The 20,901-nt window shown below is 57.7% G+C and carries 20 protein-coding genes and 2 pseudogenes; 14 read left to right on the forward strand and 8 right to left on the reverse strand.

Going from position 1 to position 20,901, the window contains the following annotated elements; genetic code table 11:
- The 5 genes from ABRZ26_RS23980 to ABRZ26_RS24000 form a co-directional block, all read left to right on the forward strand.
- A partial coding sequence (locus ABRZ26_RS23980) for a T6SS phospholipase effector Tle1-like catalytic domain-containing protein (RefSeq protein WP_319606466.1) occupies nucleotides 1–206 on the forward strand: 206 nt, incomplete at its 5' end.
- Nucleotides 207–243: 37 nt separating this feature from the next.
- Complete coding sequence (gene tli1a, locus ABRZ26_RS23985) at nucleotides 244–744, forward strand: Tli1a family immunity protein (RefSeq protein WP_319606566.1); 501 nt, start codon at nucleotides 244–246, stop codon at nucleotides 742–744.
- A 77-nt stretch (nucleotides 745–821) separates the two neighbouring features.
- Nucleotides 822–1,079, forward strand: coding sequence for a PAAR domain-containing protein (locus tag ABRZ26_RS23990; protein ID WP_319606567.1), 258 nt, complete (start codon nucleotides 822–824; stop codon nucleotides 1,077–1,079).
- Complete coding sequence (locus tag ABRZ26_RS23995) at nucleotides 1,076–2,215, forward strand: KPHS_23130 family T6SS system protein (RefSeq protein ID WP_319606568.1); 1,140 nt, start codon at nucleotides 1,076–1,078, stop codon at nucleotides 2,213–2,215. The genes ABRZ26_RS23990 and ABRZ26_RS23995 overlap by 4 nt, the downstream gene beginning before the upstream one ends.
- Nucleotides 2,199–5,513: an ImcF-related family protein gene (locus ABRZ26_RS24000; RefSeq protein ID WP_319606569.1), complete on the forward strand. Its 3,315-nt coding sequence runs from the start codon at nucleotides 2,199–2,201 to the stop codon at nucleotides 5,511–5,513. The genes ABRZ26_RS23995 and ABRZ26_RS24000 overlap by 17 nt, the downstream gene beginning before the upstream one ends.
- A 9-nt stretch (nucleotides 5,514–5,522) precedes the next feature.
- Here the strand turns inward: ABRZ26_RS24000 and ABRZ26_RS24005 are convergent, their stop codons facing one another.
- The 4 genes from ABRZ26_RS24005 to ABRZ26_RS24020 all read right to left on the reverse strand — a co-directional run bounded on the left by ABRZ26_RS24005 (nucleotide 5,523) and on the right by ABRZ26_RS24020 (nucleotide 12,297).
- Nucleotides 5,523–8,984: a PAS domain S-box protein gene (locus tag ABRZ26_RS24005; protein WP_319606570.1), complete on the reverse strand. Its 3,462-nt coding sequence runs from the start codon at nucleotides 8,982–8,984 to the stop codon at nucleotides 5,523–5,525.
- 6 nt (nucleotides 8,985–8,990) lie between these two features.
- Nucleotides 8,991–9,353: a response regulator gene (locus ABRZ26_RS24010; RefSeq protein WP_319606571.1), complete on the reverse strand. Its 363-nt coding sequence runs from the start codon at nucleotides 9,351–9,353 to the stop codon at nucleotides 8,991–8,993.
- Nucleotides 9,353–11,326: a methyl-accepting chemotaxis protein gene (locus tag ABRZ26_RS24015; protein WP_319606572.1), complete on the reverse strand. Its 1,974-nt coding sequence runs from the start codon at nucleotides 11,324–11,326 to the stop codon at nucleotides 9,353–9,355. Before ABRZ26_RS24015 ends, ABRZ26_RS24010 begins: the two co-directional genes overlap by 1 nt.
- Before the next feature lie 209 nt (nucleotides 11,327–11,535).
- On the reverse strand, nucleotides 11,536–12,297 hold the full coding sequence (locus ABRZ26_RS24020) for a GntR family transcriptional regulator (protein WP_319606573.1): 762 nt from the start codon (nucleotides 12,295–12,297) through the stop codon (nucleotides 11,536–11,538).
- 437 nt (nucleotides 12,298–12,734) lie between these two features.
- Between ABRZ26_RS24020 and ABRZ26_RS24025 the strand changes: the two genes are divergently transcribed.
- Nucleotides 12,735–14,117 (forward strand): cation:dicarboxylate symporter family transporter, encoded by a 1,383-nt coding sequence (locus ABRZ26_RS24025; protein WP_319606574.1) that lies wholly within the window; start codon nucleotides 12,735–12,737, stop codon nucleotides 14,115–14,117.
- A gap of 155 nt (nucleotides 14,118–14,272) precedes the next feature.
- Nucleotides 14,273–15,496 carry an MFS transporter gene (locus ABRZ26_RS24030; RefSeq protein ID WP_319606575.1) on the forward strand — a complete coding sequence of 408 codons (1,224 nt, stop codon included), beginning with the start codon at nucleotides 14,273–14,275 and terminating at the stop codon, nucleotides 15,494–15,496.
- Between the two features lie 105 nt (nucleotides 15,497–15,601).
- Here ABRZ26_RS24030 and ABRZ26_RS24035 read toward each other — a convergent pair whose 3' ends face one another.
- Entirely contained in the window at nucleotides 15,602–16,126 is a 525-nt protein-coding gene (locus tag ABRZ26_RS24035; RefSeq protein WP_319606576.1) for a 5' nucleotidase, NT5C type, read from the reverse strand.
- 403 nt (nucleotides 16,127–16,529) lie between these two features.
- On the opposite strand from ABRZ26_RS24035, the gene cho reads away from it, so the two are divergent.
- A complete protein-coding gene (gene cho / locus ABRZ26_RS24040) occupies nucleotides 16,530–17,423 on the forward strand; it encodes an excinuclease Cho (protein WP_319606577.1) in 894 nt (297 codons plus the stop codon).
- 32 nt (nucleotides 17,424–17,455) lie between these two features.
- Here cho and ABRZ26_RS24045 read toward each other — a convergent pair whose 3' ends face one another.
- Nucleotides 17,456–17,680 carry a hypothetical protein gene (locus ABRZ26_RS24045; protein WP_319606578.1) on the reverse strand — a complete coding sequence of 75 codons (225 nt, stop codon included), beginning with the start codon at nucleotides 17,678–17,680 and terminating at the stop codon, nucleotides 17,456–17,458.
- Between the two features lie 82 nt (nucleotides 17,681–17,762).
- On the opposite strand from ABRZ26_RS24045, the gene ABRZ26_RS24050 reads away from it, so the two are divergent.
- Nucleotides 17,763–18,197 (forward strand): SMI1/KNR4 family protein, encoded by a 435-nt coding sequence (locus ABRZ26_RS24050; RefSeq protein ID WP_319606579.1) that lies wholly within the window; start codon nucleotides 17,763–17,765, stop codon nucleotides 18,195–18,197.
- Nucleotides 18,198–18,252: 55 nt separating this feature from the next.
- Nucleotides 18,253–18,489 carry a DNA/RNA non-specific endonuclease gene (locus ABRZ26_RS24055; protein ID WP_319606580.1) on the forward strand — a complete coding sequence of 79 codons (237 nt, stop codon included), beginning with the start codon at nucleotides 18,253–18,255 and terminating at the stop codon, nucleotides 18,487–18,489.
- 14 nt (nucleotides 18,490–18,503) lie between these two features.
- Here the strand turns inward: ABRZ26_RS24055 and ABRZ26_RS24060 are convergent, their stop codons facing one another.
- Nucleotides 18,504–18,779 (reverse strand): SymE family type I addiction module toxin, encoded by a 276-nt coding sequence (locus ABRZ26_RS24060; RefSeq protein ID WP_319606581.1) that lies wholly within the window; start codon nucleotides 18,777–18,779, stop codon nucleotides 18,504–18,506.
- A gap of 92 nt (nucleotides 18,780–18,871) precedes the next feature.
- Between ABRZ26_RS24060 and ABRZ26_RS25175 the strand changes: the two are divergent.
- From ABRZ26_RS25175 to ABRZ26_RS24075, 4 genes and pseudogenes are all read left to right on the forward strand, one after another.
- Nucleotides 18,872–18,991, forward strand: a pseudogene (locus tag ABRZ26_RS25175) (RHS repeat-associated core domain-containing protein); the annotation flags it as partial.
- Between the two features lie 123 nt (nucleotides 18,992–19,114).
- Complete coding sequence (locus ABRZ26_RS24065) at nucleotides 19,115–19,501, forward strand: hypothetical protein (RefSeq protein ID WP_319606582.1); 387 nt, start codon at nucleotides 19,115–19,117, stop codon at nucleotides 19,499–19,501.
- Entirely contained in the window at nucleotides 19,491–19,736 is a 246-nt protein-coding gene (locus tag ABRZ26_RS24070) for a hypothetical protein (protein ID WP_319606583.1), read from the forward strand. Before ABRZ26_RS24065 ends, ABRZ26_RS24070 begins: the two co-directional genes overlap by 11 nt.
- Before the next feature lie 96 nt (nucleotides 19,737–19,832).
- Nucleotides 19,833–20,677, forward strand: a pseudogene (locus ABRZ26_RS24075) (RHS repeat domain-containing protein); the annotation flags it as partial.
- 85 nt (nucleotides 20,678–20,762) lie between these two features.
- Here ABRZ26_RS24075 and ABRZ26_RS24080 read toward each other — a convergent pair.
- Nucleotides 20,763–20,901: IS3 family transposase (locus tag ABRZ26_RS24080; protein WP_319602909.1), on the reverse strand; the 139-nt coding region annotated here is incomplete at its 5' end.

The following is a 20,901-nucleotide window of genomic DNA, read 5'->3' on the forward strand; positions in this document are numbered from 1 at the left end:
CGGGAGACATTCTGAGCGGCAAGGCGTTGCCGATGCGGCCGGAGGCGGACGAACTGCGGGCATTTACCCGGGAACCGGGGACGGTTATCCGCGGGCAGCAGAAAGTGGCGCAGGAGAAACGGCTGGCTTACGCGCAGGAAAGGGCGGCGGCGGTGTGGGCGGCGCACGGCATTGCGCCGCTGGTACGCAATCCGCGGCAGGGCTGACGGCCCTGTCACGCTTAATGATCATAAGGAAAATACGATGAAAACATATCTTACCCTGTTGCTGGCCGCCGGCCTGCTGCTGTCGGCCGCCGCTCAGGCGGATACGCTTATCGTCATCAATCATACCCACTGGGCAATCAACCGCTTCAGCGTGGACGGCATATCGGGCATCGACAGCGTCGGCGCCTATCAGGGCGGCGGCGGCGGTTGCTGTTACCGCGCCCCGGCACGGTGGCGGCCGGGCATGACGGTGCGGGTCGACTGGGAAACCGGGGTGAGTGGTTCAAAAGGTTTCCCCGGCTTTGCCGACCGAGCTAAATATCTGGCCTGGCAAAAGAAAATGGACGACCAGAAACGCCGGCACAGCAAGGTGGTGCCGCTGCCGCCTTATACCTCGGAAGATAACTGCGGCATCACGGTGCATTTTCTGCCCTGCGATGAGGTGAAGGTCACCACCTCCTGTTTCTCGCCCACCCATGAGCGATACCCGATCAAAGAGCCGTTAAGGATGCCGGAGCCGAAAACCTGTCCGCAATAAATCAGCGCGGAACCGACGGCGGTCGACAATAAAAAATGCATATTTCAATCCAATGGAGAGGTAGAGGTAATAACGCGATGAAAAATATCATCCGCAAAGGCGATTCATTACGTGAATATGGCGGTCAGGTATTAGGCGGACACTATCAGTGCTTTGGTAAACCGATTGCCTGCAAGGGGGATGCGGTGGCGTGCAACCGACACGGCGCTAGCGTTATCGCGGAAGGGAGTGCGACCTGCCTGATCGACGGCAAGCCTATCGCCTTGCACGGCCATCGATGCGCATGCGGTTGCACTCTGGTGAGTTCATTTCCCGACTATCGAGTCAATCCATGACGCCGCTGCCTGATTTTCCACCCTATGCCCAGGCGGGAAAACCGCTTGGCAAACGCTGGTTGTCGGCCGGCGGCGTCTATTTATCGCTGGTTGCGATCGGCGCGGTATTGTTGCCCGAGGCAAATATCAACGCTGGGTTATTTTTCGCCGTCGTCTTAATCGGCGCAATGGCCGGCTTATTATGCTTTGTTCTGCGCCTGCTTTATTATCAGTTGGCGTGCCATAACGCCCAGACTTACCAACGGCATGCTAACCAATTGATTCAGCAATGGTGGGAACAACACCGTCAATGGGCAGCCTTGTCCGAGGCGGTGTTAATCGGCGCGGCAGGAACAACATCATCCCATTGGCGCCGTTTGCTGAAACATGCGCATGCCATGCCAACCGCTCGCATTGAGTCCGCGGGCAAAGCCATCCGCTTGTTAAGATCATTTTCCCTTACCCGCGAAGAACGAGAATGCCAACTCGCCCGTACCGCGGCGATTCAATGGCATGAGCAATATGGGGCGGATCCGGGCGCTGATTTATTGTGCTGTTATTGGTTGGGGAGCGAGCAATCCTGGATCTCATTCTCTGAACAATTACAAAAGCTGTCGCCGAAAATAGTGTTACCCGGTCAGCCGGAAAAATGGAACGGAGTGAGCGGACTGAATGAAGCCATTAGTCGACTGAATTCAGCCGGTGACGACGCCGCCATATTGTACGCCGGTAGCCAAAGCATGCCTGCATCGGCTTCATTAACATTACCGGCGGGCGAAGCGGCATTTGTCTGGTTATTAAAAAAGAACGGTAAAGTAAAACTGTATCGCGGCGAATATCACCAGCCAGAATTGAAGGAGGATATTGCCACGGCGGCTTCCCGAGCGATAAAACAAGCCCGGTCAGACCACATACCGGAAGATTGCTTTCTTTTTTCTCAGGCGGATATGACTGTTTTGGAAAAAACGGGCTGGCCGCTTAATCAATATATTCAGGATGGCAACTGGGGCTATACCGGAGAAATAGAACAGGTCATTGTGCAAACGCTGGCCGCCTTGCGCTGCGAAATAACCGAACAACCCGTAGGCTGGATAGCGGGCGATCCGCAATACCCACTCGCGTTAGGAATAGTTAAACCTTATGGAACAAGAAAATAAATCGAATAACGTATCAGTGAGCCGAACGGTAATATTAATTTTTCTTTCAGTGACGCTGCTGATGTTGATGATTGGATTTATCTGGTGGTGGTGGGTGGAGGATGCATCGCCGGATCGCGCACTGATTTGGCGTTTGATCATGAGCGGACTCATTATCTGGGGAATATTGCTGACGCTGGCTTTTCTGGCACTTGGCAATATGTCCGGATTCATTAAATCGATGCGTTTCCCCTCACAGCCAAAGCCTGAAAAAAAGATCGTGCCGGCCGCACATGACCATGACGACATCAAGACCCATCTGCGCAACCGCTACGGTCGTTACTGGCGACGCCATGTGCGCATGCTACTGGTGGTGGGGGAGGCGCCGCAGGTTGAGGCGCTGGCGCCCGGACTGACGTCGCAGCAATGGCAGGAAGGCAGCCAGACGCTGTTGCTGTGGGGCGGCCCGGCCGGGACGGCGGATAGCGAACAACTGGCGCGATGTCGTCGGTTGCGTCGCCGTCGACCGCTGGACGGCGTGGTATGGGCGCTGACCGCTGAACAGAGCCAACAGTCGGCGGCGGTGGATTCGGCCCGCCGTCAACTGGACGAGCGAGCTCGACTACTGGGCTGGCAGGCGCCAGTCTGGCTGTGGGAGGTGCAAAACAGTCAATGGTCGCAGAGCGAACGCGAAACGCAGCCGGTCGGCTGTCTATTGCCGTCCCGCTGTGACCCGGCCACCCTGAACGACCGTCTGTCTCAACTGGTTCCCCGACTGACGCGCGCGGGGATCGGGCAAATGATGCGCGAGCCAAAGCATGACTTTCTGCTGCGGCTGGCGCAAACGCTGGAAGCGGGCGGGATCGCGCGCTGGCATAAGACGGCCACGGCGCTATTGTCCGGCGTTTCGGTATTCCCTTTACGCGGCATACTGTTCAGCCTGCCGGTGACGGTGAGGCCGGGCGGCGTGCCGCACAGCTGGTTGCCTGACCCGGTATGGCAGGGCGTGCTGAGCGACAGTAAAGTCGTCCGGGGCGAGCGGCTGGGACTGCCGTGGGCGAAGGGGATTCAGTGGGGGATCATTACCCTGAGCGTGCTGGCGGCGGCGGGTAGCCTGTTGTCTTTCCTGAGCAACCGGCAGGATATCCGCGTCGGTATCGAACGGGTTCAGGCCGCTACGGCGCCCGACCGTTCGTTAACGGCGCGTTTGCAGAACGTGCAGGCTTTGCAGCAGGCGATAGTCCGTCTGCAACATGACGCGCCCTGGTACGGTCATTTTGGCCTTAATCAGCGCGACGCGCTGCTGCAAGCGCTGTGGCCTCATTATTTTATCGCCCAGCGCGCGCTTATCCGCGATACGGCGGCGCGCCATCTGGCGGCGTCGCTGCGCGATATGCTGCGCTTGCCGCCCGCTGTCCGGCAGGAAGCAAAATATACCCGGGCCGGTTATGCGCAGCTAAAAGCCTACCTGATGCTGGCCCACCCGGAGAAAACCGAACCGGACTTTCTGTCTGCGGTTTTAACGGAAAATCCGCCTGACCAATCCGGTGCGGCAGGCGGTGTCTGGCAGGAAATTTCACCGGCGTTATTTCGTTTTTATGCGGACAATCTGGCGGCGCATCCCGAGTGGCGAATTGAGCCGGATCGGGCTTTGATTGAGGATGTCCGCCGCGGGCTGTTGGACCAGATGGGCATGAGTCAAACCGAAACCACGCTGTACCAGCGGCTGTTGGCACAGGCGGCGTCGGGTTATGCCGATATGACGATTGAACGGATGGCGGGCGATACCGACGCCAGCCTGCTGTTCGTCAGCGACGGCGTGGTGCCGGGGATGTTCACCCGTCAGGCCTGGGAGGAGCAGGTGAAGCCGGCGATAGCGCAGATAGCCGATGAGCGGCGGCGGGAGATGGACTGGGTACTGAGCGACGGCAAACAACCGCTGGCGGACGGCGTATTGTCCGGGCAGTTGCAAGCGCGGCTAACCGCCCGCTATTTCAGGGATTTCAGCGGCGCCTGGCTCGACTTTCTCAACGATGTGCGCTGGCGTCGGGCGGAGGACCTTGCGGATGTTACGGAACAGTTGCGGCTGATGGCGGATACGCGACGATCCCCGCTGTTGGCGTTGATCAATACGCTGGTCTGGCAGGGGAAAACCGGTCAGTCGCCGCAGAGGGTAGCCGAGGCGCTGTCACAGTCCGCGCTGGCGACGCTACAGCGAAAAACCGGCGTGCCGGCGTCGGGCGGCAGCGACCTGCCGGGCGACCGTTCCGGGCCGCTGGATGAGACTTTCGGCCCATGGCTGGCGCTGGCGGAGGGAACGCCGGGCGCCGCCGCTCCCAACCTGCCGACCTATCTGACGCGGGTGACGCAGTTGCGGCTGAAGCTCCGTCAGGTGATGGATTCCGCCGACCCGCAGGCGATGACGCAGGCGCTGGCGCAGCGCGTGTTTCAGGGAAACGCCGCCGAACTGACCGCCATTTGGGATTACGGTCGGTTGCTGGCGGAGAGTCTGGGGAGCGAGTGGGGCGGTGTGGGGCAGACGCTGTTTGTGCAACCGTTGGCGCAATCCCGCCGACAACTGCTTCAGCCGGCTGCACAGAGCCTGAACGCCCGCTGGCAACGGAGCGTCGTTAATGATTGGCGTCATGCTTTTACCGGCCGTTATCCGTTTGCCGATACCGGCAATGATGCGTCGCTGCCGCTGTTGTCGCTCTATCTGCGGGCGGATACCGGGCGCATCGAGCAATTTTTACACACGCAGCTTGGCGGACTATTGCGCAAGGAGGGCAATCGGTGGGTGCCGGCGGCGCAGCACAGCCGGGGAGTAACGTTTAATCCGCGTTTTCTGACCGCCATCAACCAGTTGAGTATGTTGTCGGATACGCTGCTGGCGCAAGGGGATGCGGGGATTCGCTTCGAGCTGATGCCGCGCGCGACGCGCGAGGTGGCGCAGACGATGCTGACGGTGGATGGACAAACGCTGAACTATTTTAACCAAATGGAGAGCTGGCAGCGGTTTCGCTGGCCGGGGGAAAGTTACAAGCCCGGCGCAATATTGAGCTGGCAGTCAAATAACACCGGCGTTCGGCTGTATGCGAACGAGGCGGGCGTATGGGGCTGGATACGGCTGCTGGAGAAAGCGAAAGTCGAGCAGTTGGACGGCAGCCGCTTCCGTGTGGTGTGGCGAACGCCGGAGGGGCAGCCTCTGACCTATATTCTGCGCAGCGAACTGGGCGGCGGGCCGTTGGCGCTGCTGACGCTGAGAGATTTCCACCTGCCGGCGCAGATATTTATTATCGACGGCGCGGCAGGGGAATAGGCCGGCGGCTTAACGGCGCGCGACAGCGGAATGGTATTGCGTCATTTGCAGTTCCCGAATCATGGCGAGCGCGCCGTCGGTGTCGAAAGCGTTTATCGCATCGCACAGCGGTTGGGCCTGCGGGCCGAGTTGAACGCGATGGCGGGCCAGCAGCGTATCGAACAAGTCCAGCGAGGCCATGTCGCTGGCCTGTAGCGCGGCGGCCAGTTCGGCCAGATCCTGCGCCAGCGCGCCGTTATCCTCGGCGGCAGGGCTTTCGTCGTTTTCTTCGCCGTCGTGACGTTGTAACCACGCCTGCTGCGCCGCCAGCGCGCGGCTCAGCAGTTCGGGCAATGCCGTCGCCCGTTGCGCCAGCGACCGGCTGTTTACGCCGCCGCCGGCCTCCCGTTCGATAGCGGCGCAGCCGGCCATCAACCGGCGCGCGCCGGTCGCGGCGGCGGTGCTCTTGAGCTGATGCGCGGCATCGCGCGCGTCGGCCGGGTTATCCTCCGCCAGCGCCTGGATGATGCGCTGCGTCAGGCGCCGCGCCGCAGGGGCAAAATCCTGCAAGAGCCGGCGGTAGAACGCCCGATCCTGTCCCAGCCGCAACAGGGCGTCTTCGGCATCCAGCACGCTATCCCCGGACTGCGCCGCCTCCGTTTCCACGGGCGCCGCCGGAGGGCTAATGCGTCCGCAATGGCGCAGGATCATGTTGACCAATGCCTCCATATGGAACGGCTTGCCGATATGGTCGTTCATTCCCGCCTTCAGACAATTCTCCCGGTCCGATTGCGTGGCGTTGGCGGTCATGGCGACGATCGGCAGCGGGTCGAAACGCGGCTCGCTGCGGATCGCCAGCGTGGCTTGTAAACCATCCATGACCGGCATTTGCATATCCATCAGAACCAGATCGTAGGCATCCGGCGCGGCGTCCAGCGCCTGGATGCCTTGCAAACCGTCGCCGACCACGCTGACCCGCGCGCCTTCGCGCGCCAGCAGACGGATCGCCACATCCTGGTTAATTTCGTTATCTTCCACCAGCAACAGCCGGAGCCCGATCAGTCGCTGTGGATGTGCCTGTCGCTGCGTCGGCGGCGCGGCGAGATCCGGCGGCAGTTTGACCTGAGGGGCCGCGGGCGGCGGCGCGTCGAAAATTTCGTCCGGCTGCTTTTGCGCCGGTTGCAGCCAGATTTGAAACCAGAAGCGGCTGCCGCGGCCGACTTCGCTGCGTACCTGTAGCTGACCGCCCATCAGCGCCGCCAGCCGGTGGCTGATGGCCAGCCCCAGTCCGGTGCCGCCATAGCGGCGTGAAATGGAGGCCTCCGCCTGACTGAAACCGGTGAAAATGTGTTCTATGGCGTCCGCACTGATGCCGATGCCGGTATCCTGTACCGCGAATTCCAGCAGCACGCCTTGTTCGCCGCGCTGCAACAGGCGCAGTTGCATCCGCACCTCGCCTCTGGCGGTGAATTTTACCGCGTTGCCGCCGAGATTGATCAGGATCTGCTTGAGCCGCAGCGCATCGCCCAGCAGCAATGGCGGGATGTCGGGATCCGACTCATATATCAGCGCCAGCCCCTTGCCGCCCAACGTGCCGGATAAAATCGTGGACACGTCCGTCAGCAGGTCCGTCAGTTTGAACGGTTCGATATCCAGCAGCATCATGCCGGCTTCCACTTTGGAAAAGTCGAGGATGTCGTTGAGGATATCCAGCAGCGAGCGCGCCGCGCGTTCCATTTTGCGCAACAGATCGCGCTGTTCGGCATTGATGCCGGTATGCTCGATCAACTGCATCATGCCCATGATGGCGTTCATCGGCGTGCGGATCTCGTGACTCATGTTAGCCAGGAAACGGCTCTTGCTGCGCGAGGCGGCATCGGCGTCTTCCAGCGCCTGATGCAGGTCGGTGACGTCGATCCAGAACAGCACCCGCATGCCGTCGACGGTGGTGACGCCGACGCGTTTGATCCAGCGGCCGTCCTTCAGCCGCAACTGCTGGTGGTGAATATGCTGTCGCCATAGATCGCGCTGTTGCCGCCGCCAGTCTTCAATGTCGCCGTCATACGACTCGGGGTCAACCTCGGCCGACAGTTGTATTACCTCATCGGCCGTGATGCCGGGGCGTATCTGATAGCCTTTGTCGCCAAACATATCCTGATAGCGGTCATTGCAAAGCATAAGCCGATCGTCGGCGTCATACAGCGCAAAGGCTTCGTCCAGCGCGTCGATAGCCGAACTCAGCAGCCGTTCGCTGGATGCGATGCGCTGTCGCGCCTCCACCTGCGCGCTGACGTCCTGCACCGCGCCCACCAGGCGATATGGTTTGCCATGCAGATATTCCACCTCTCCGCTCAGGTTGACCCATAGCGCGCGGCCGTGCGGCAGGGTAAGCCGCATCTCCTGGGTAAAGGCTTCGCCGCTCTCCACGGTATGGCGAATCAGATCGCGGTAGGCCGGCCATTGCTGTTTCATCAGCGGTTGTATTTTGTCCAGGCTCATTACGCTGTCGGTCAGCCCCAGCAGGTTGCGCGCGCCTCTGGTGAGATAGAGCGTTTTACTCTCCGGCTGGTAATACCAGCCGCCGACGCCGGCGATTTTACCGGTGCGCTCCAGCATATCGAGACTCAGCTTCAGCGGCGTGATATCGGTGCGGATTGACATGTATTTCACCGGACGGCCGCTGGCGCCCAGCATCGGCGCGATAACGCTGTCCAGCCAGTAGAGCGAACCGTCCCTGGCGTGATTGCAGATTTCGCCGTGCCAGATATCGCCGCGGGCGAGGGTGCTCCACATCTCGCGCCAGAACGACCGGTCGTGCATACCGGATTTGAACATACTGTGGTGACGACCGATCACCTCGTCGGCGCGGTAGCCGCTGACCTCCAGAAAACGGTCATTGACCTTGGTGATGCGTCCCTGCAAGTCGGTTTCGGTGACGATGGCATAGTGGTCGAGAATATCCAGCACCGCCTGACGGTCGCGCAACGCCAGTTGCGTCATTTTGCGTTCGCGGCGCTGCCGATCGATATCCACCTGCACCACCAGATAACCGGTGAATGACCGCCCGGACAGCCGTGGGATCAGGCCGTGCGCCAGTTTGCGCAGGGGATGCAGCTCCACAATCATGCAACGTTCCTCGCCACCGGCGCGCCGGAACATCAGATCGATACGCAATTCGCGCCGTCCGTTCATCGCGTTTTCAATGGCGGCTATCGGCGTACCGTCCTCCACCCGTTCGCTCAGGAAACCGAGCCAGTCGCGATCCATCAACTCTCCGCCGCCGAAGCCGGTGATCTCGCCGTAGGCCCGGTTGACCCAGATCACCCGACCATCCGGCCGCAGCAGGCAGGCGGCGTCGCTGCTCAGCCGCATCATGCCGGCCATCTGGCTCATATCGCGCAGATCGCGGCGGCGAAAACCGTATCGGTACAGCGCCGTCAGCAATAGCATGGCCGCCGTAGACGTCGCCACTCCCCACCAGAAAGCCGCCATATCGCGTCAATTCCCGCCCAGTTGCGCCAGCGCCGCCTGCAACGCCGACTGCGCCAGCGGTTTGGCCAGAAAACCGTTGGCGCCGAGATCAAGAAAATGACGCCGCGTCTCCTCGCCGTCATGCCCGGAGACCATCAGCACCGCAAGCCGTTGTCCTTCCGCACGCAGTGCGCGCAGGGTGTCCTCGCCGCTTAATTTCGGCATATTGATATCCAGCAGCATCAAATCGAACGATTGCCGGCGCAGCAGTTGCAACGCTTTTTCGCCGTCGGCCGCCAGCGCGCCCGAATGACCCAGTTCGCGCAATAACCGCGCGGCGATGCGCAGATTCAGCACATCGTCATCCACGACCAGTACCCGCAACGTCATTATGCGCCGCCCGACAGCGCGCGGATGGCCTGGACCAGCTTCTGGCCGTCAATATACAGCGGCTGGTTGCTGGCGAGCTTTTGTTCCGCCTCGTCCATCTTTTTCCGGTTGATCAAATCGACCACCGTGCCGACCTCGGCGTGGAACGCCCGGTGCGCATCGACCAGCGCGTCATATTCCGGCGTGCCGCCCCGTTGCGCCTTGCCCGGTCCTTTCAGCCAGGCGCCCAGCGCGCAGCTCTCGTCACGCCCGGTTTTCGGGTCCAGCGCCAGCTTGCGGTTGATGGCGTTGCGCAGCGTAACGCGCCATTGCCGGTGGCTGGCGATCGCTTTGCCGAAGTCGATGCGTCCGTCTTCGCTGATGACATCGTTCTTCTGGGCAAGGCGCAATACGCCGGAGTCCACTTCCGCCAGCGTGGTATCGCGCTCGGTCAGGCGGAATACCCGAATGGTATTATGCACCAGCGCCACCTGACGGTTGAGGGCGTTGGCCGCCGAGGCCAGATCGTCCACCATCGTGGCGTTCTGCTGCGTGATGGCGTCCAGACTGGCGATCTCGTCATTGACCTGACCGACGCCGATGGATTGCTCGCGCGCGGCGGTGTTGATCTGTTCCAGCATGTCGCTGACCTGACCCACGGCGTGGGTGACTTCCTGCATGCGATTCAGCGCATCGGCCGCACGCCGGCCGCCTTCGTCCACCCGCGCGCCCGATTCTTCTATCAGATCGCGCACCTCTTTGGCCGCGCCGGAGGTACGCTGCGCCAGCGCCTGGATTTCCGTCGCCACCACCGCGAAGCCTTTGCCTTTTTCACCGGCGCGCGCGGCTTCCACGGCGGCATTCAGCGCCAGAATGTTGGTTTGAAAGGCGACCCCTTCGATCACCTGGATAATGTCCTGGATGCGCTGCGACGACTCTTCGATGGCCTGCATCGTGCTCACCACGCTTTGCACCGCGTCATCGCTACGCAGTACCGCCTCGGCGGTGTGGCGGGCGTGTTGGGCGCCGTCGTTGGCTAACTGGGTGGTTTGCTGAATGGTGCGGTAGATCTGTTCCATGGTGGCGGCGGTCTGTTCCAGACTGCCGGCCTGGGCTTCGGTTCGGGTCGCCATGTCTTTGTTGCCGTTGGCGATCTCCTGCGTACCGCCCAGCAGGTTGGCCACCTCATGGCGTACATCGCGTACGACGGTGCGCACCGAGACATTGAGCTGGGCCAGCGCCAGTTGGATCTGGGCGATTTCGCCGCGTCCGGTTACCGGTACGAAGCGGGTCAGATCGCCGCCCGCCATCAGGTTGGCCACGCCTATCACTTGACGCAGCGGCGTCACGGTCTGACGCATCAGCAGCCAGGCGGAGAGTGCCGCGCAGCCCGCCGCCGCCGTCGCGGTCGCCCACAACGGCGCGCCGACGACCTGCGCCAGCAGCGGGCCGCCAGCCGCCAGCACGCTGATGATGAGGATACGACCGCGCAGTCCGGGGTTGAGCCCGCGGGCAATCCGGCCGGTCAGCGTACGCCGCACCAACTGTCCGCGATACAGCGTATGACGCCTGCGTCCCCGTTCCGCTTCCTGGCGCATCGTGGCGTATAGCCGTTCGGCGGCCTCAATCTCTTCATCGGGCGCTCGCGATCGCACCGACAGAAAACCGACGGTGTTATCGCCGTCGCGCACCGGGGTGACATTGGCGCGAACCCAGTAATAATCACCATTTTTGCGCCGGTTCTTGACCAGCGCCGTCCAGGGCAGACCCGACTTGATGGTGGCCCACATGTCGCGGAACGTTTCCTGCGGCATATCGGGATGGCGTACGATATTGTGCGGTTGACCGAGTAATTCCTCGCTGGTAAAGCCGCTGACGTTGATAAAATTGGAGTTGCAGTAGGTAATATTGCCTTGCAGATCGGTGATGGAGATCAGCGTTTGATCGCCGGGGAAAATATAGAGGTTCTGGGTTATGGGCAAATTCTTTCGCATTCGGGAGGCTCATTGAAATTTCCGCAGATAATAAATAACTATCGGAAATTGCCGGCCAATCTTTAACAAAGTTGAAACTTTTCGTGAGCGGTTATTCTTGTCTTGTTAATGAATTCGCGCCTCTTCCGGCGGGCTGGCCCGCCAGCCTAATCACCACGCCGATTATTTAGTGACGCCGTCACACCGCGACGATCCTCCTGACCGCGCGGTCATTCTCCTTCTTCCTGCGCGCCTCCGGGCGTCGAGGTTGCGCGATTGAGCTGTAGCACCACGGAAAAACGCGTTTCCGGATGTACCGTCACCGTGATTTCAAACGGCCGGCCCGTCGCATCCAGATAGTGCCGCACCACCTTCAACGCGGCAGCGCCTGTTTTCATCCTGAGCGCTTTCGCCATCGCGCCATCGGTTATGGTGCAGGCGCAAATCTCCTGTCGGATCCCCGCCACGCGCCGGCCGAAACGGTTTTCTATCATGGAACAGATCAGCGTGTTCGGCTGACGATGCACATCCGCGATGATTTCCGCATAGTCCGGCTCGATATAGATGTCGGTCCAGCCGAGCGGCATACGCTCGCCTTCCTGCAAATAAAGGCTGGAGATGCGTAACCACAGCGTATCCGGGGTACAGGCAAGCGTTTTGGCCAGCGAGCCGGTGACCTGAACCGGGCCGACATTCTGCACGACGCGGATATGCTCCTTACCGAACTGCACCAGATCGTCGAGCGATGCCGGCGTCGGCTGAAAATCGTTACGCACCTGCGTGGCGGTGACGCGCGTGCCGACATTTTTCCGGCGCGTAACCAGACCGAGCAGTTGCAGTTCATTAAGGGCAGCTCGCACGGTGTGGCGGCTGGTGCCGTAAAGTTCACACAGTTGCAGTTCGGTAGGCAACAGCGATCCCAGCGGGAACAATCCCTGCGTGATGCCGTTCGTTAACTGGCGCACCAGTTGGATGTAGTTGAGCTTGCGCATCTCTATAACCATTAATCCACTTAAAATAATTATAAAACCAGGCGAACACGCTACCCGTCACAGAATGCGTTAATGGCTACTGTTCCGTAACAGAAAAGCACATTATTTTTAAAATGTCCGAACATATTGACCCAAATAAGTTCGGACATAAAGGGTGAGGGCCGTTGCCGGTTCTGCATCTGGTGGTCCTCTGTTTATCTATTTTTATATAAAAAGCCGAGGTTCATTATGTCAGACAGATCCATCGATAACGCATATTATTCACGTAATGCCTTCGGCATCGCCAGGATGCGACCCCGATTTTTCAGCGTCGCACGCGTTCTGAATGGCTTTAGCTACAAGGGGGCGCCAGCCGATGCCGCGATTGCGCCGCAAGCCGCCGGGATCGCCATTCATACGAACGCCGTCTGCGCTCATTGCCGGCGGAGACTCACGCTATGAATACTTCACACGTCGCCGCAGGCGCGGCCAAACGGACGCCGTGGTATCGGCGTCTGGGAACCCAGGTTTTCATCTCTCTCATTCTGGGGATTGTCGTCGGTCTCATTTTTCCGGTATTCGCCACCCAATTCAAGCTGCTGGGCGATATGTTCCTGAATCTGATCAAGGCGGGTGTCGCGCCGCTGGTTTTTCTGACCATCGTTCACGGCATCGCCTCCGCGGGGGACGCTCGCAGCGCCGGACGCGTCGCCTGGCGCGCCTTCGTTTACTTCGAAGTGGTATCGACCGTCGCGCTGATTTTGGGACTGCTGGCGGGCAATATCATCAAGATAGGCGACGGCATGTCGCCGCAGGCGAACGGCGCGCCCGCGCTGGATATCCAGCCTGCCGCCACGCCGGGTTTCGCGGAGTTTCTGATACATATCGTGCCGGATAATTTCATCGGCGCGTTTGCCAAAGGGGAACTGCTACAGGTGGTGGTTCTGGCGGTCATGGTGGGTATCGGCATCCTCGCCATTCCGCCCGAACGGCGCAACCGGGTCAACGATAGCCTGGATATGATCTCCGAAATCCTGTTCGCTTTTATCAACCTGGTGATGAAGCTCGCGCCGCTGGGTACCTTCGGCGCGGTCGCATACTCGGTGGGCAGCAACGGTTCGACCGTACTGCTGGCGCTGGCGGAACTGGTGCTGGTGTTCTACGCGGTGATTGCGCTTTTCATCATTCTGGGCATGGGGCTGATCGCGCGGCTGGCCGGGTTTAGCATATGGCGCTTCCTGCGCTATATAAAGGATGAGCTGGTTATCGTTCTCGGCACCGCCTCCTCTGAAAGCGTGCTGCCCCGTCTGTTGATCAAGCTGGAGCGCCTGGGCTGCGCCAAACAGACGGTGGGTCTGGTGCTGCCGACCGGCTACGCCTTTAATCTTGACGGCACATCCATCTTCATGTCGATGGGCGTCATGTTCATCTCCCATGCCTACGGCGTTCCGCTGTCGCTGGAAACGCAGATCGGCATTCTGCTGCTGATGCTGCTGACGTCCAAAGGGGCCGCAACGGTTTCCGGCGGTTCGTTCGTGGTATTCGCCGCCACCGTGACCTCGACCGGCATCCTGCCCGTCGAAGGGTTGGCGCTGATCTTCGGCGTTTATCGTTTTATGTCGATGGCGATCGCCACCTGCAATACCGTCGGCAACAGCGTGGCGACCGTGGTGGTCGCCAAATGGTCCGGCACTTTCGACGCCGCTCAGGCCGAGCGACACCTCTATCCGGAGCGCTATCCCGAAACGGCGCAGGAGGACGATGAATTGGATAACAGCGAAATGCTGCCGGAACACCGGGAATTAACATCAGAATCAGAGTCGTCGGCGCGACGGCCCTGATGTAGGAGGCCGCTAACGCCGGGCTCCATTCAGCGAGCGGCATTGACGAACAACCACGGTCTTGTGTTCTTCGGCGAAGAACGCAAAGTGGCATTACAACCCGCAGAGATGGGATATAATGCCCGGACCTTCTCCGGAATATAATAAAGACCATCATGATTTTGTCTCAGGCGCGGCAAGGCGCTTTCTCGAATAATAAACTGTTATTGATATGCGGGACCGGGTGGCTGTTCGATGCGATGGACGTCGGGTTATTGTCTTTCATTTTAGCCGCGCTGAAACAGGACTGGGGTCTGACGGCCGCGCAGATGGGGCTGATCGGCAGCGTCAATTCCATCGGCATGGCCGTCGGCGCTTTTATCTTCGGCCTCTATGCCGATAGAAAAGGGCGCAAATCGGCTTTCATGCTGACGTTGCTGATGTTCAGCGTCGCCAGCGGGCTGAGCGCGTTCGCCTGGGGGCTGGGCAGCCTGCTGGTGCTGCGTTTTTTCATCGGCATGGGGCTGGGCGGCGAGTTGCCGGTGGCGTCGACGCTGGTCAGCGAGAGCGTCGCGCCTGAGGTGCGCGGACGCGTCGTCGTGCTGCTGGAAAGTTTCTGGGCCGTGGGTTGGCTGCTGGCGGCGCTGATCGCCTATTTCCTGATTCCATTGCCCAGCGTCGGCTGGCGCGGCGCGATGCTGCTGTGTGCGTTGCCGGCGTTTTACGCGCTCTATCTGCGCTTCAGATTGCCGGATTCTCCGCACTATCTTCATCTGAGCCAACGGGAAAGAGAATCCTCGTTTCTTAGCAAAATCGCCGCGTTGTGGGCCAGCGAGTACCGCCGCAGCAGCCTGATGCTGTGGATTGTCTGGTTCTGCGTGGTCTTCTCCTATTACGGCATGTTCCTGTGGCTGCCCAGCGTGATGATGCTAAAGGGTTTTGACCTGGTAAAAAGTTTCGGCTATGTCCTGATGATGACCGTCGCCCAACTGCCGGGCTATTTTTCGGTCGCCTGGCTGATTGAACGGGTAGGGCGGCGCTGGGTGCTGGCCGTCTATTTGCTGGGAACGCTGGTCAGCGCCTATTTCTTCGGCATTGCCGATACAGGCGCTCAGTTGCTGCTTTGCGGTTCGCTGCTCTCCTTCTTCAATCTGGGCGCCTGGGGCGCATTGTATGCCTATACGCCGGAGCAGTACGCCACCCGCATAAGAACCACCGGCGCCGGCGTCGCCGCCGCTATCGGACGCGTCGGCGGGATCTTCGGGCCGTTGATGGTGGGATATCTGGTGTCGGCCGGCGTCTCCATCGGCGGCATCTTCTCACTGTTCAGCATCGCGATTTTGCTGGCGGTGCTGGCGATCGTGATTTTGGGCAAAGAAACCAGGCAGATTGCGCTGTAACGACGCCCAGCCCAACCACGCCATAAGCCCACGGACGGGCCGGGTAAGAGCGCAAGCCGGAAATTGGCGGGACAGGGTCGCCCTATCGGCTTTCCACCCCTGGATTTATCTAAAATAATCCAACGCTTCTTGCCAGTTATCGACCCGGTTTTGCCACTTGAGAAGAGCGTTGCTCGGAGAAGTAAAGAGTATTCCTTTGCCGCAGAAGCGCTGAAAATGACGGATATTATCATCAATCAGAAAATCCGCGTGAATGATGCTCTTGTCGCCGCAGAACACAATGTTAGATGGTTCGATAAAGGCAAAATGCTCACGCAGCCAGCGAAATTTATGCTCGCAGGAATTGGGGTACTCCATCGCGGCGGTGGTGATAAAAATTTCAAACCGTTCGGACAGCGCCCGCAGCGCGGATTGAGCGCCGGGCATCACCGGCAATGATGCAAAAAAACGCCCGTCGGTCAGCAGTTCTTCCATTTTTTGCGCATGTTCCGCCGATACCAGCTCCGTGATGGGCTTACCCACGCAATCATCATGTGAAAACGTGTAGTTGTAGGCTTGCTGATACCAGGCGAGCAGCGCCGGGAAGGTATCGGTGATAACTTCGTCCATATCGACAGCGATGCGAATCATAATTTCCTCCATGTAAAATGGGGTAGGGGTAAAAAGGGGTTTCCATAGGGCCGATTCGGCAGTCCACTTATTCGCGAGACATCAGAGATCCATCAACTCATCAAACGCTTCATCCCCTTCGTACTTCCGGCCGGCAAACGGCATCAGCGAATTTTTCGCGTAGCGGCTGAAGCTTGATATCCTCATCGCCTTGATTACCTGGACGTCACATGGCGCGAATCGAACAATGCGCGCCTATTTTAGTTTGTTCCGCTCATGTATGCCCGTTTTTCATCGCGGGCTTTCGCCGAAGGATGCCGTCAGGCCCTGAGTCCGCATTGAGAGAGTGATGGTTTTGCGTATCGCCATGTAAAACTTCATTTAACCGCGCTATACTGGATAAAAAATCAGTATAGGAGGTTAGTTGGCCAGACGTCATACCGCGCCACGGCTGGAATTTGAAGCGGCGGCTATTTATCAATACCCGGAGCATCTGCGCCAGTGGCTTGATGGTTTACCTTCTTTGCCGGGGGTTTATCTGTTCTACGGGGAGAGTGAAACCATGCCGCTTTACATCGGCAAAAGCGTGAACATTCGCAGTAGGGTGCTTTCGCATTTGCGAACCCCGGATGAAGCCGCCATGCTGCGCCAGGCGAAGCGTATCACCTTCTTTAGAACCGCCGGAGAGATAGGGGCTTTGTTGCTGGAAGCGCAACTGATTAAAAAGCTGCAACCGCTATTTAATAAACGCCTGCGCCGCAACAAGCAGCTTTGCGCATTGCAGCTTAATGGTGATAAACCCGAAGTGGTTTACGCCAAAGAGGTGGATTTTGACCGGAAATCGGGGTTATTCGGGTTGTTCGCCAACCGGCGGGCGGCTCTGCAAGCGCTGCAATCTATCGCCGATCAACATCAACTCTGTTATGGGTTATTGGGGCTTGAGCCATTGAGTCGGGGGCGCCCATGCTTTCGTTCGGCGCTGAAACGTTGCGCCGGCGCCTGCTGCGGCAAAGAAAGCCCGGCCGCTCACCATCAGCGTCTGGTGTCGGCGCTTGAGCACAGCAGAGTGGTGTGCTGGCGGTGGAATGGCCCGATCGCCTTGCGGGAGCAGGGGCCGGATATGACGCAGTATCATATTATTCACCACTGGCTATGGCTTGGCGCCGTAGACAACCTGAATGAGGCGGGCGAGTTAATGATTGCCGCGCCGTGCTTCGACAGCGACGGCTATAAAATTCTCTGCAAACCGGTTATTAGCGGGGAGTATGAGATTATCGAGCTTGGCGATCCCGACGCATGCCTGAGCGCCGGCCTTTAATGGCGACGCCTCAGGCATAGGCGGAGAGGGTATTAGCGGTTGGCGGCGGCGACCAGCGTGCCGGATGCGTTCCGAAAGGCAGTCGCTATTTCAGTGAACCGGACAAGCGCTGGCTGGAGCATCATCACGATGGCGGCTGGTCGGTGTACGATATCAGCGGGGAGCGGCTGCACTACCCGGCGTTGCCCGCCGAAGGCCGGGCGTATCTGGCGCGCCAATCCAACTTCACCGGCGATGAAATCCATTTTTTCCGCCATAAAGGTATTCCGCATGTTGGCGGGGTAAGTCAATATCAAGAAATTACGGGATTGAAATATATTTTCAAAACATGGTGATTTTATGGGAAATTTATTTTTTACAGATTATCTTCCGCCAGTAACTGATGAGGAAATAGCTGAGCTAGAGTCATTGATTGGTTCTGCTCTGCCTGATGAAATTATATCCCTTTATAAAAGATATAATGGCGGGCAACCTCAGCCATCTTTTGTACATGATGAAAAACATCTTTATCCGATAAATTCATTTTATTCATTGGCCGAGATTATTGATAGTTATAATGATTTTGATGATGACGCATTGCCAAATGATTTTAAGAAACATGAATTATTACCATTCGCTTATGATCCGGGATCTGGTATGTATTCAATGTCTTTAAGGAAGAGTGATTTTGGTAAAGTGTATTTCTATGTATTACTTGAGGAAGCCGAAATTTTCGGGGTATGGTCTTCATTTAAATCATTTCTTGATTCGATAGTTGATGATCCTAAATGGTGAAGTTCTATCGGCGCTGGCGACCATATCGCCAGCAGACTTGAGAACAGGAACCGGTGTGAATGGCAGTGCGCGAGAGGCGGCCAGAGCACTGGGAAATCAGAGCGATGATGCCGGGCATATATTAGGCAAGGTACTCGGCGGTCAGGGCGGTAAAGGCAATGTGTTCCCGCAGTTGCCGGGGATTAATCGTGGTGGATACCGCGTATTTGAGAAGTCAGTCAAAGACTATGTTACTCAGCATGGCGCTGTAGATATAGACTGGACTTTTGTATATAAAAATGGCGGCACATGACCAACTGATATTATTTACAACGTATCATCAAACGGTTCCCGGCTTAATTCTTCCAGACAGCGCCACAGCTCCCGAATATCCTGCGCGGTGATGACGATACAGCCCGGCATCACGCGCCGCTTGATCGGCTGCCCGGTGCTGAACCCGGCTTCCTGTAGCCACTTGCCGCTGATATTGATAGCGGGCGTAGAGGTGCCGCCCTTGTTGGGCCGGTAGCCGACACGTTGATAGCGCTCCGGCTGAGAGATTTTAAAAACAGGGGTATCTGGCGTAGAATGCGCGTCAGCCATAGTCAATCAGGAATGAACGGATGGGCGGTAGCGTGAGCGACTTCTTTTACTATGACGATGTTATGAGGGTAGTTTACAGCCAAAATTGGTAGTATGACCCGAAAGCCAGACGAAATCGTCCCTATGATCCGATAGGGCTGGCGGGGGGAATTAACCTTTATCAGTATGCGCCGAATGCTCTGGGGTGGGTGGATCCCTGGGGGCTAAGTCGCAATTGTAGTGGTTCAAGTAGTAAGCAAGGCAAGCCTGATTTTTATGTGGGGCCAGATGGACCAAGTGCGACACTACCTTCGAAAGCCTATCGTTATGTCCGATATCTCAATGATGACGGAAGTATGGACAAATGGGCGCCAGATTTGATTAACACCAAAAAAGCGCAGGTTACATATTTTGGATTTGATAAATTTGACACTGGTTCGGGAGCTCGCAATGCATTTCAGATCAAAGGTCCAGATAAAGTAGACCCACTAATTCCTGCAGATAAATCATGGAGTGATGCAAGATTGAGGGGGGAATTTGATACATTGCAATTATATGAAAATGGTGTACCACAAGTTAGGCATCCTACAATGTATGGTGATAAGCCGGGAGCGCCGTTAGAACCCTTCACCAAAGCCTATCCAGAATATGGTGACGGTGGAGTGCAACAAATGCATGCTGATAAGAGAGTTATCACTTTTGATGAAGTAGATATTCTTCCGGAGAAAAAAGATGGATTATAATAGTTATAATGAGTCTCTTGATCGTCTAAAATATTTTTTCAGGATGCGAGTAAAGGATCCAGATTATCTAAAAGAACTTAATGAGATTATTGAGGGTTCAAGGAAAAAGAAAACAGTCGCTATTAGAGCGATACATCAAAAATATATAGAGTATTTGAAGGGAAGTACTGATGGAGTAGTTAAAATTGAAGGTGAAGATGAGATGTGGATGGAGTTGCTGCATGCATGGCAATAAGTCATGACTAATGTAGTGCTGTTAAATGAATTAGCTGAAACCGTCCCACAGTAACCGAGCTTACCCGCGACGAACCGCACCGGAAAATCAGCCGCGCGCAGGGACATATGCCTCGGCAACGCCCCACGCCAATGGACGCGCCGCTGGGATTACGATTACCGCAACAACCTTGATCCGCGAAGGGCGCGACGACAACCTGTTCAATGCCACCCGCTGGCAGTACCGCTACGATACCAAACACCGTCTGACCGACGTGGTCAGCCTGCCCCACCACCACAATGCGCTGTAAGTTCACGTCAGCTTCCGCTATGACCCGTTGGAGCGGCGCATCAGCAAGAACCGCTGGCGCGCATCGACGGTATGGAAGACCCGGAGATATTCTGGTTCCATTGCCAGCCCAACGGCACGCCGGAGCGACTGACTGATGCCGAAGGGAGGCTACGCTGGGAGGGCCAGAACGGCGCCTGGGGAAAACTGCTGCGCGAAACCTCGCTTCAGGGGCCGGGCTTCGCCCAGAACCTGCGCATGCAGGGCCAGTATCTCGACCAGGAAACCGGGCTGCACTATAATCTGTTCCGTTACTACGATCCGGACAGTGGACGGTTTACGACGCAGGATCCGATAGGGCTGGCGGTGGGATTAACCTTTATCAGTATGCGCCGAATGCGCTGACTTGGATCGATCCGCTGGGGTTGAGTAAGTGTAGCCCGACTGAAAAGTATGAAGTTGGCACTTTTGACGATTTGCAACGACGTTCAAAAGTGGGTGATAAACTTGATATCCATAATGTCACGCAAAAGCATCCAGCAGGCCAGATTATTACCGGATATGATCCGAAAACAGCGCCATCAATGGCTGTTCCTAGAACTGAGCACAAGCGGATACCCACCATCAAAGGGCCTTTTACAGGTACAGCAAGAGACCTGCTTGCAAAAGGTTAACTATACCAATGCCCCTCCTTCGGCTATTAAGGACTTAATAAGATTAAACAAAGAATGATCTTGCCCAGCGACGGTGGACACTGCCTTAAGCGAGGTTTCTTTCCTCAAATTGCACCGGGCTTAGCCCGCCGTTGGCACTATGCCGTCGGTGCCGATTGTAGTCTATCTCGATATACTCGAATACCGCCGATTTCATCTCCTCCCGCGTGTTGAACCTCTCACCG

The organism is Brenneria sp. L4-2C (assembly GCF_040240335.1).
Lineage (GTDB): Bacteria > Pseudomonadota > Gammaproteobacteria > Enterobacterales > Enterobacteriaceae > Brenneria.

Coding starts and splice junctions, on each gene's coding strand:
- tli1a (WP_319606566.1), top strand. CDS start 244: ATGAAAACATATCTTACCCTGTTGCTGGCCGCCGGCCTGCTGCTGTCG.
- ABRZ26_RS23990 (WP_319606567.1), top strand. CDS start 822: ATGAAAAATATCATCCGCAAAGGCGATTCATTACGTGAATATGGCGGT.
- ABRZ26_RS23995 (WP_319606568.1), top strand. CDS start 1,076: ATGACGCCGCTGCCTGATTTTCCACCCTATGCCCAGGCGGGAAAACCG.
- ABRZ26_RS24000 (WP_319606569.1), top strand. CDS start 2,199: ATGGAACAAGAAAATAAATCGAATAACGTATCAGTGAGCCGAACGGTA.
- ABRZ26_RS24005 (WP_319606570.1), bottom strand. CDS start 8,984: ATGGCGGCTTTCTGGTGGGGAGTGGCGACGTCTACGGCGGCCATGCTA.
- ABRZ26_RS24010 (WP_319606571.1), bottom strand. CDS start 9,353: ATGACGTTGCGGGTACTGGTCGTGGATGACGATGTGCTGAATCTGCGC.
- ABRZ26_RS24015 (WP_319606572.1), bottom strand. CDS start 11,326: ATGCGAAAGAATTTGCCCATAACCCAGAACCTCTATATTTTCCCCGGC.
- ABRZ26_RS24020 (WP_319606573.1), bottom strand. CDS start 12,297: ATGCGCAAGCTCAACTACATCCAACTGGTGCGCCAGTTAACGAACGGC.
- ABRZ26_RS24025 (WP_319606574.1), top strand. CDS start 12,735: ATGAATACTTCACACGTCGCCGCAGGCGCGGCCAAACGGACGCCGTGG.
- ABRZ26_RS24030 (WP_319606575.1), top strand. CDS start 14,273: ATGATTTTGTCTCAGGCGCGGCAAGGCGCTTTCTCGAATAATAAACTG.
- ABRZ26_RS24035 (WP_319606576.1), bottom strand. CDS start 16,126: ATGATTCGCATCGCTGTCGATATGGACGAAGTTATCACCGATACCTTC.
- ABRZ26_RS24045 (WP_319606578.1), bottom strand. CDS start 17,680: ATGGCGGAAAAAATGGATTTCATCGCCGGTGAAGTTGGATTGGCGCGC.
- ABRZ26_RS24050 (WP_319606579.1), top strand. CDS start 17,763: ATGGGAAATTTATTTTTTACAGATTATCTTCCGCCAGTAACTGATGAG.
- ABRZ26_RS24060 (WP_319606581.1), bottom strand. CDS start 18,779: ATGGCTGACGCGCATTCTACGCCAGATACCCCTGTTTTTAAAATCTCT.
- ABRZ26_RS24065 (WP_319606582.1), top strand. CDS start 19,115: ATGGACAAATGGGCGCCAGATTTGATTAACACCAAAAAAGCGCAGGTT.
- ABRZ26_RS24070 (WP_319606583.1), top strand. CDS start 19,491: ATGGATTATAATAGTTATAATGAGTCTCTTGATCGTCTAAAATATTTT.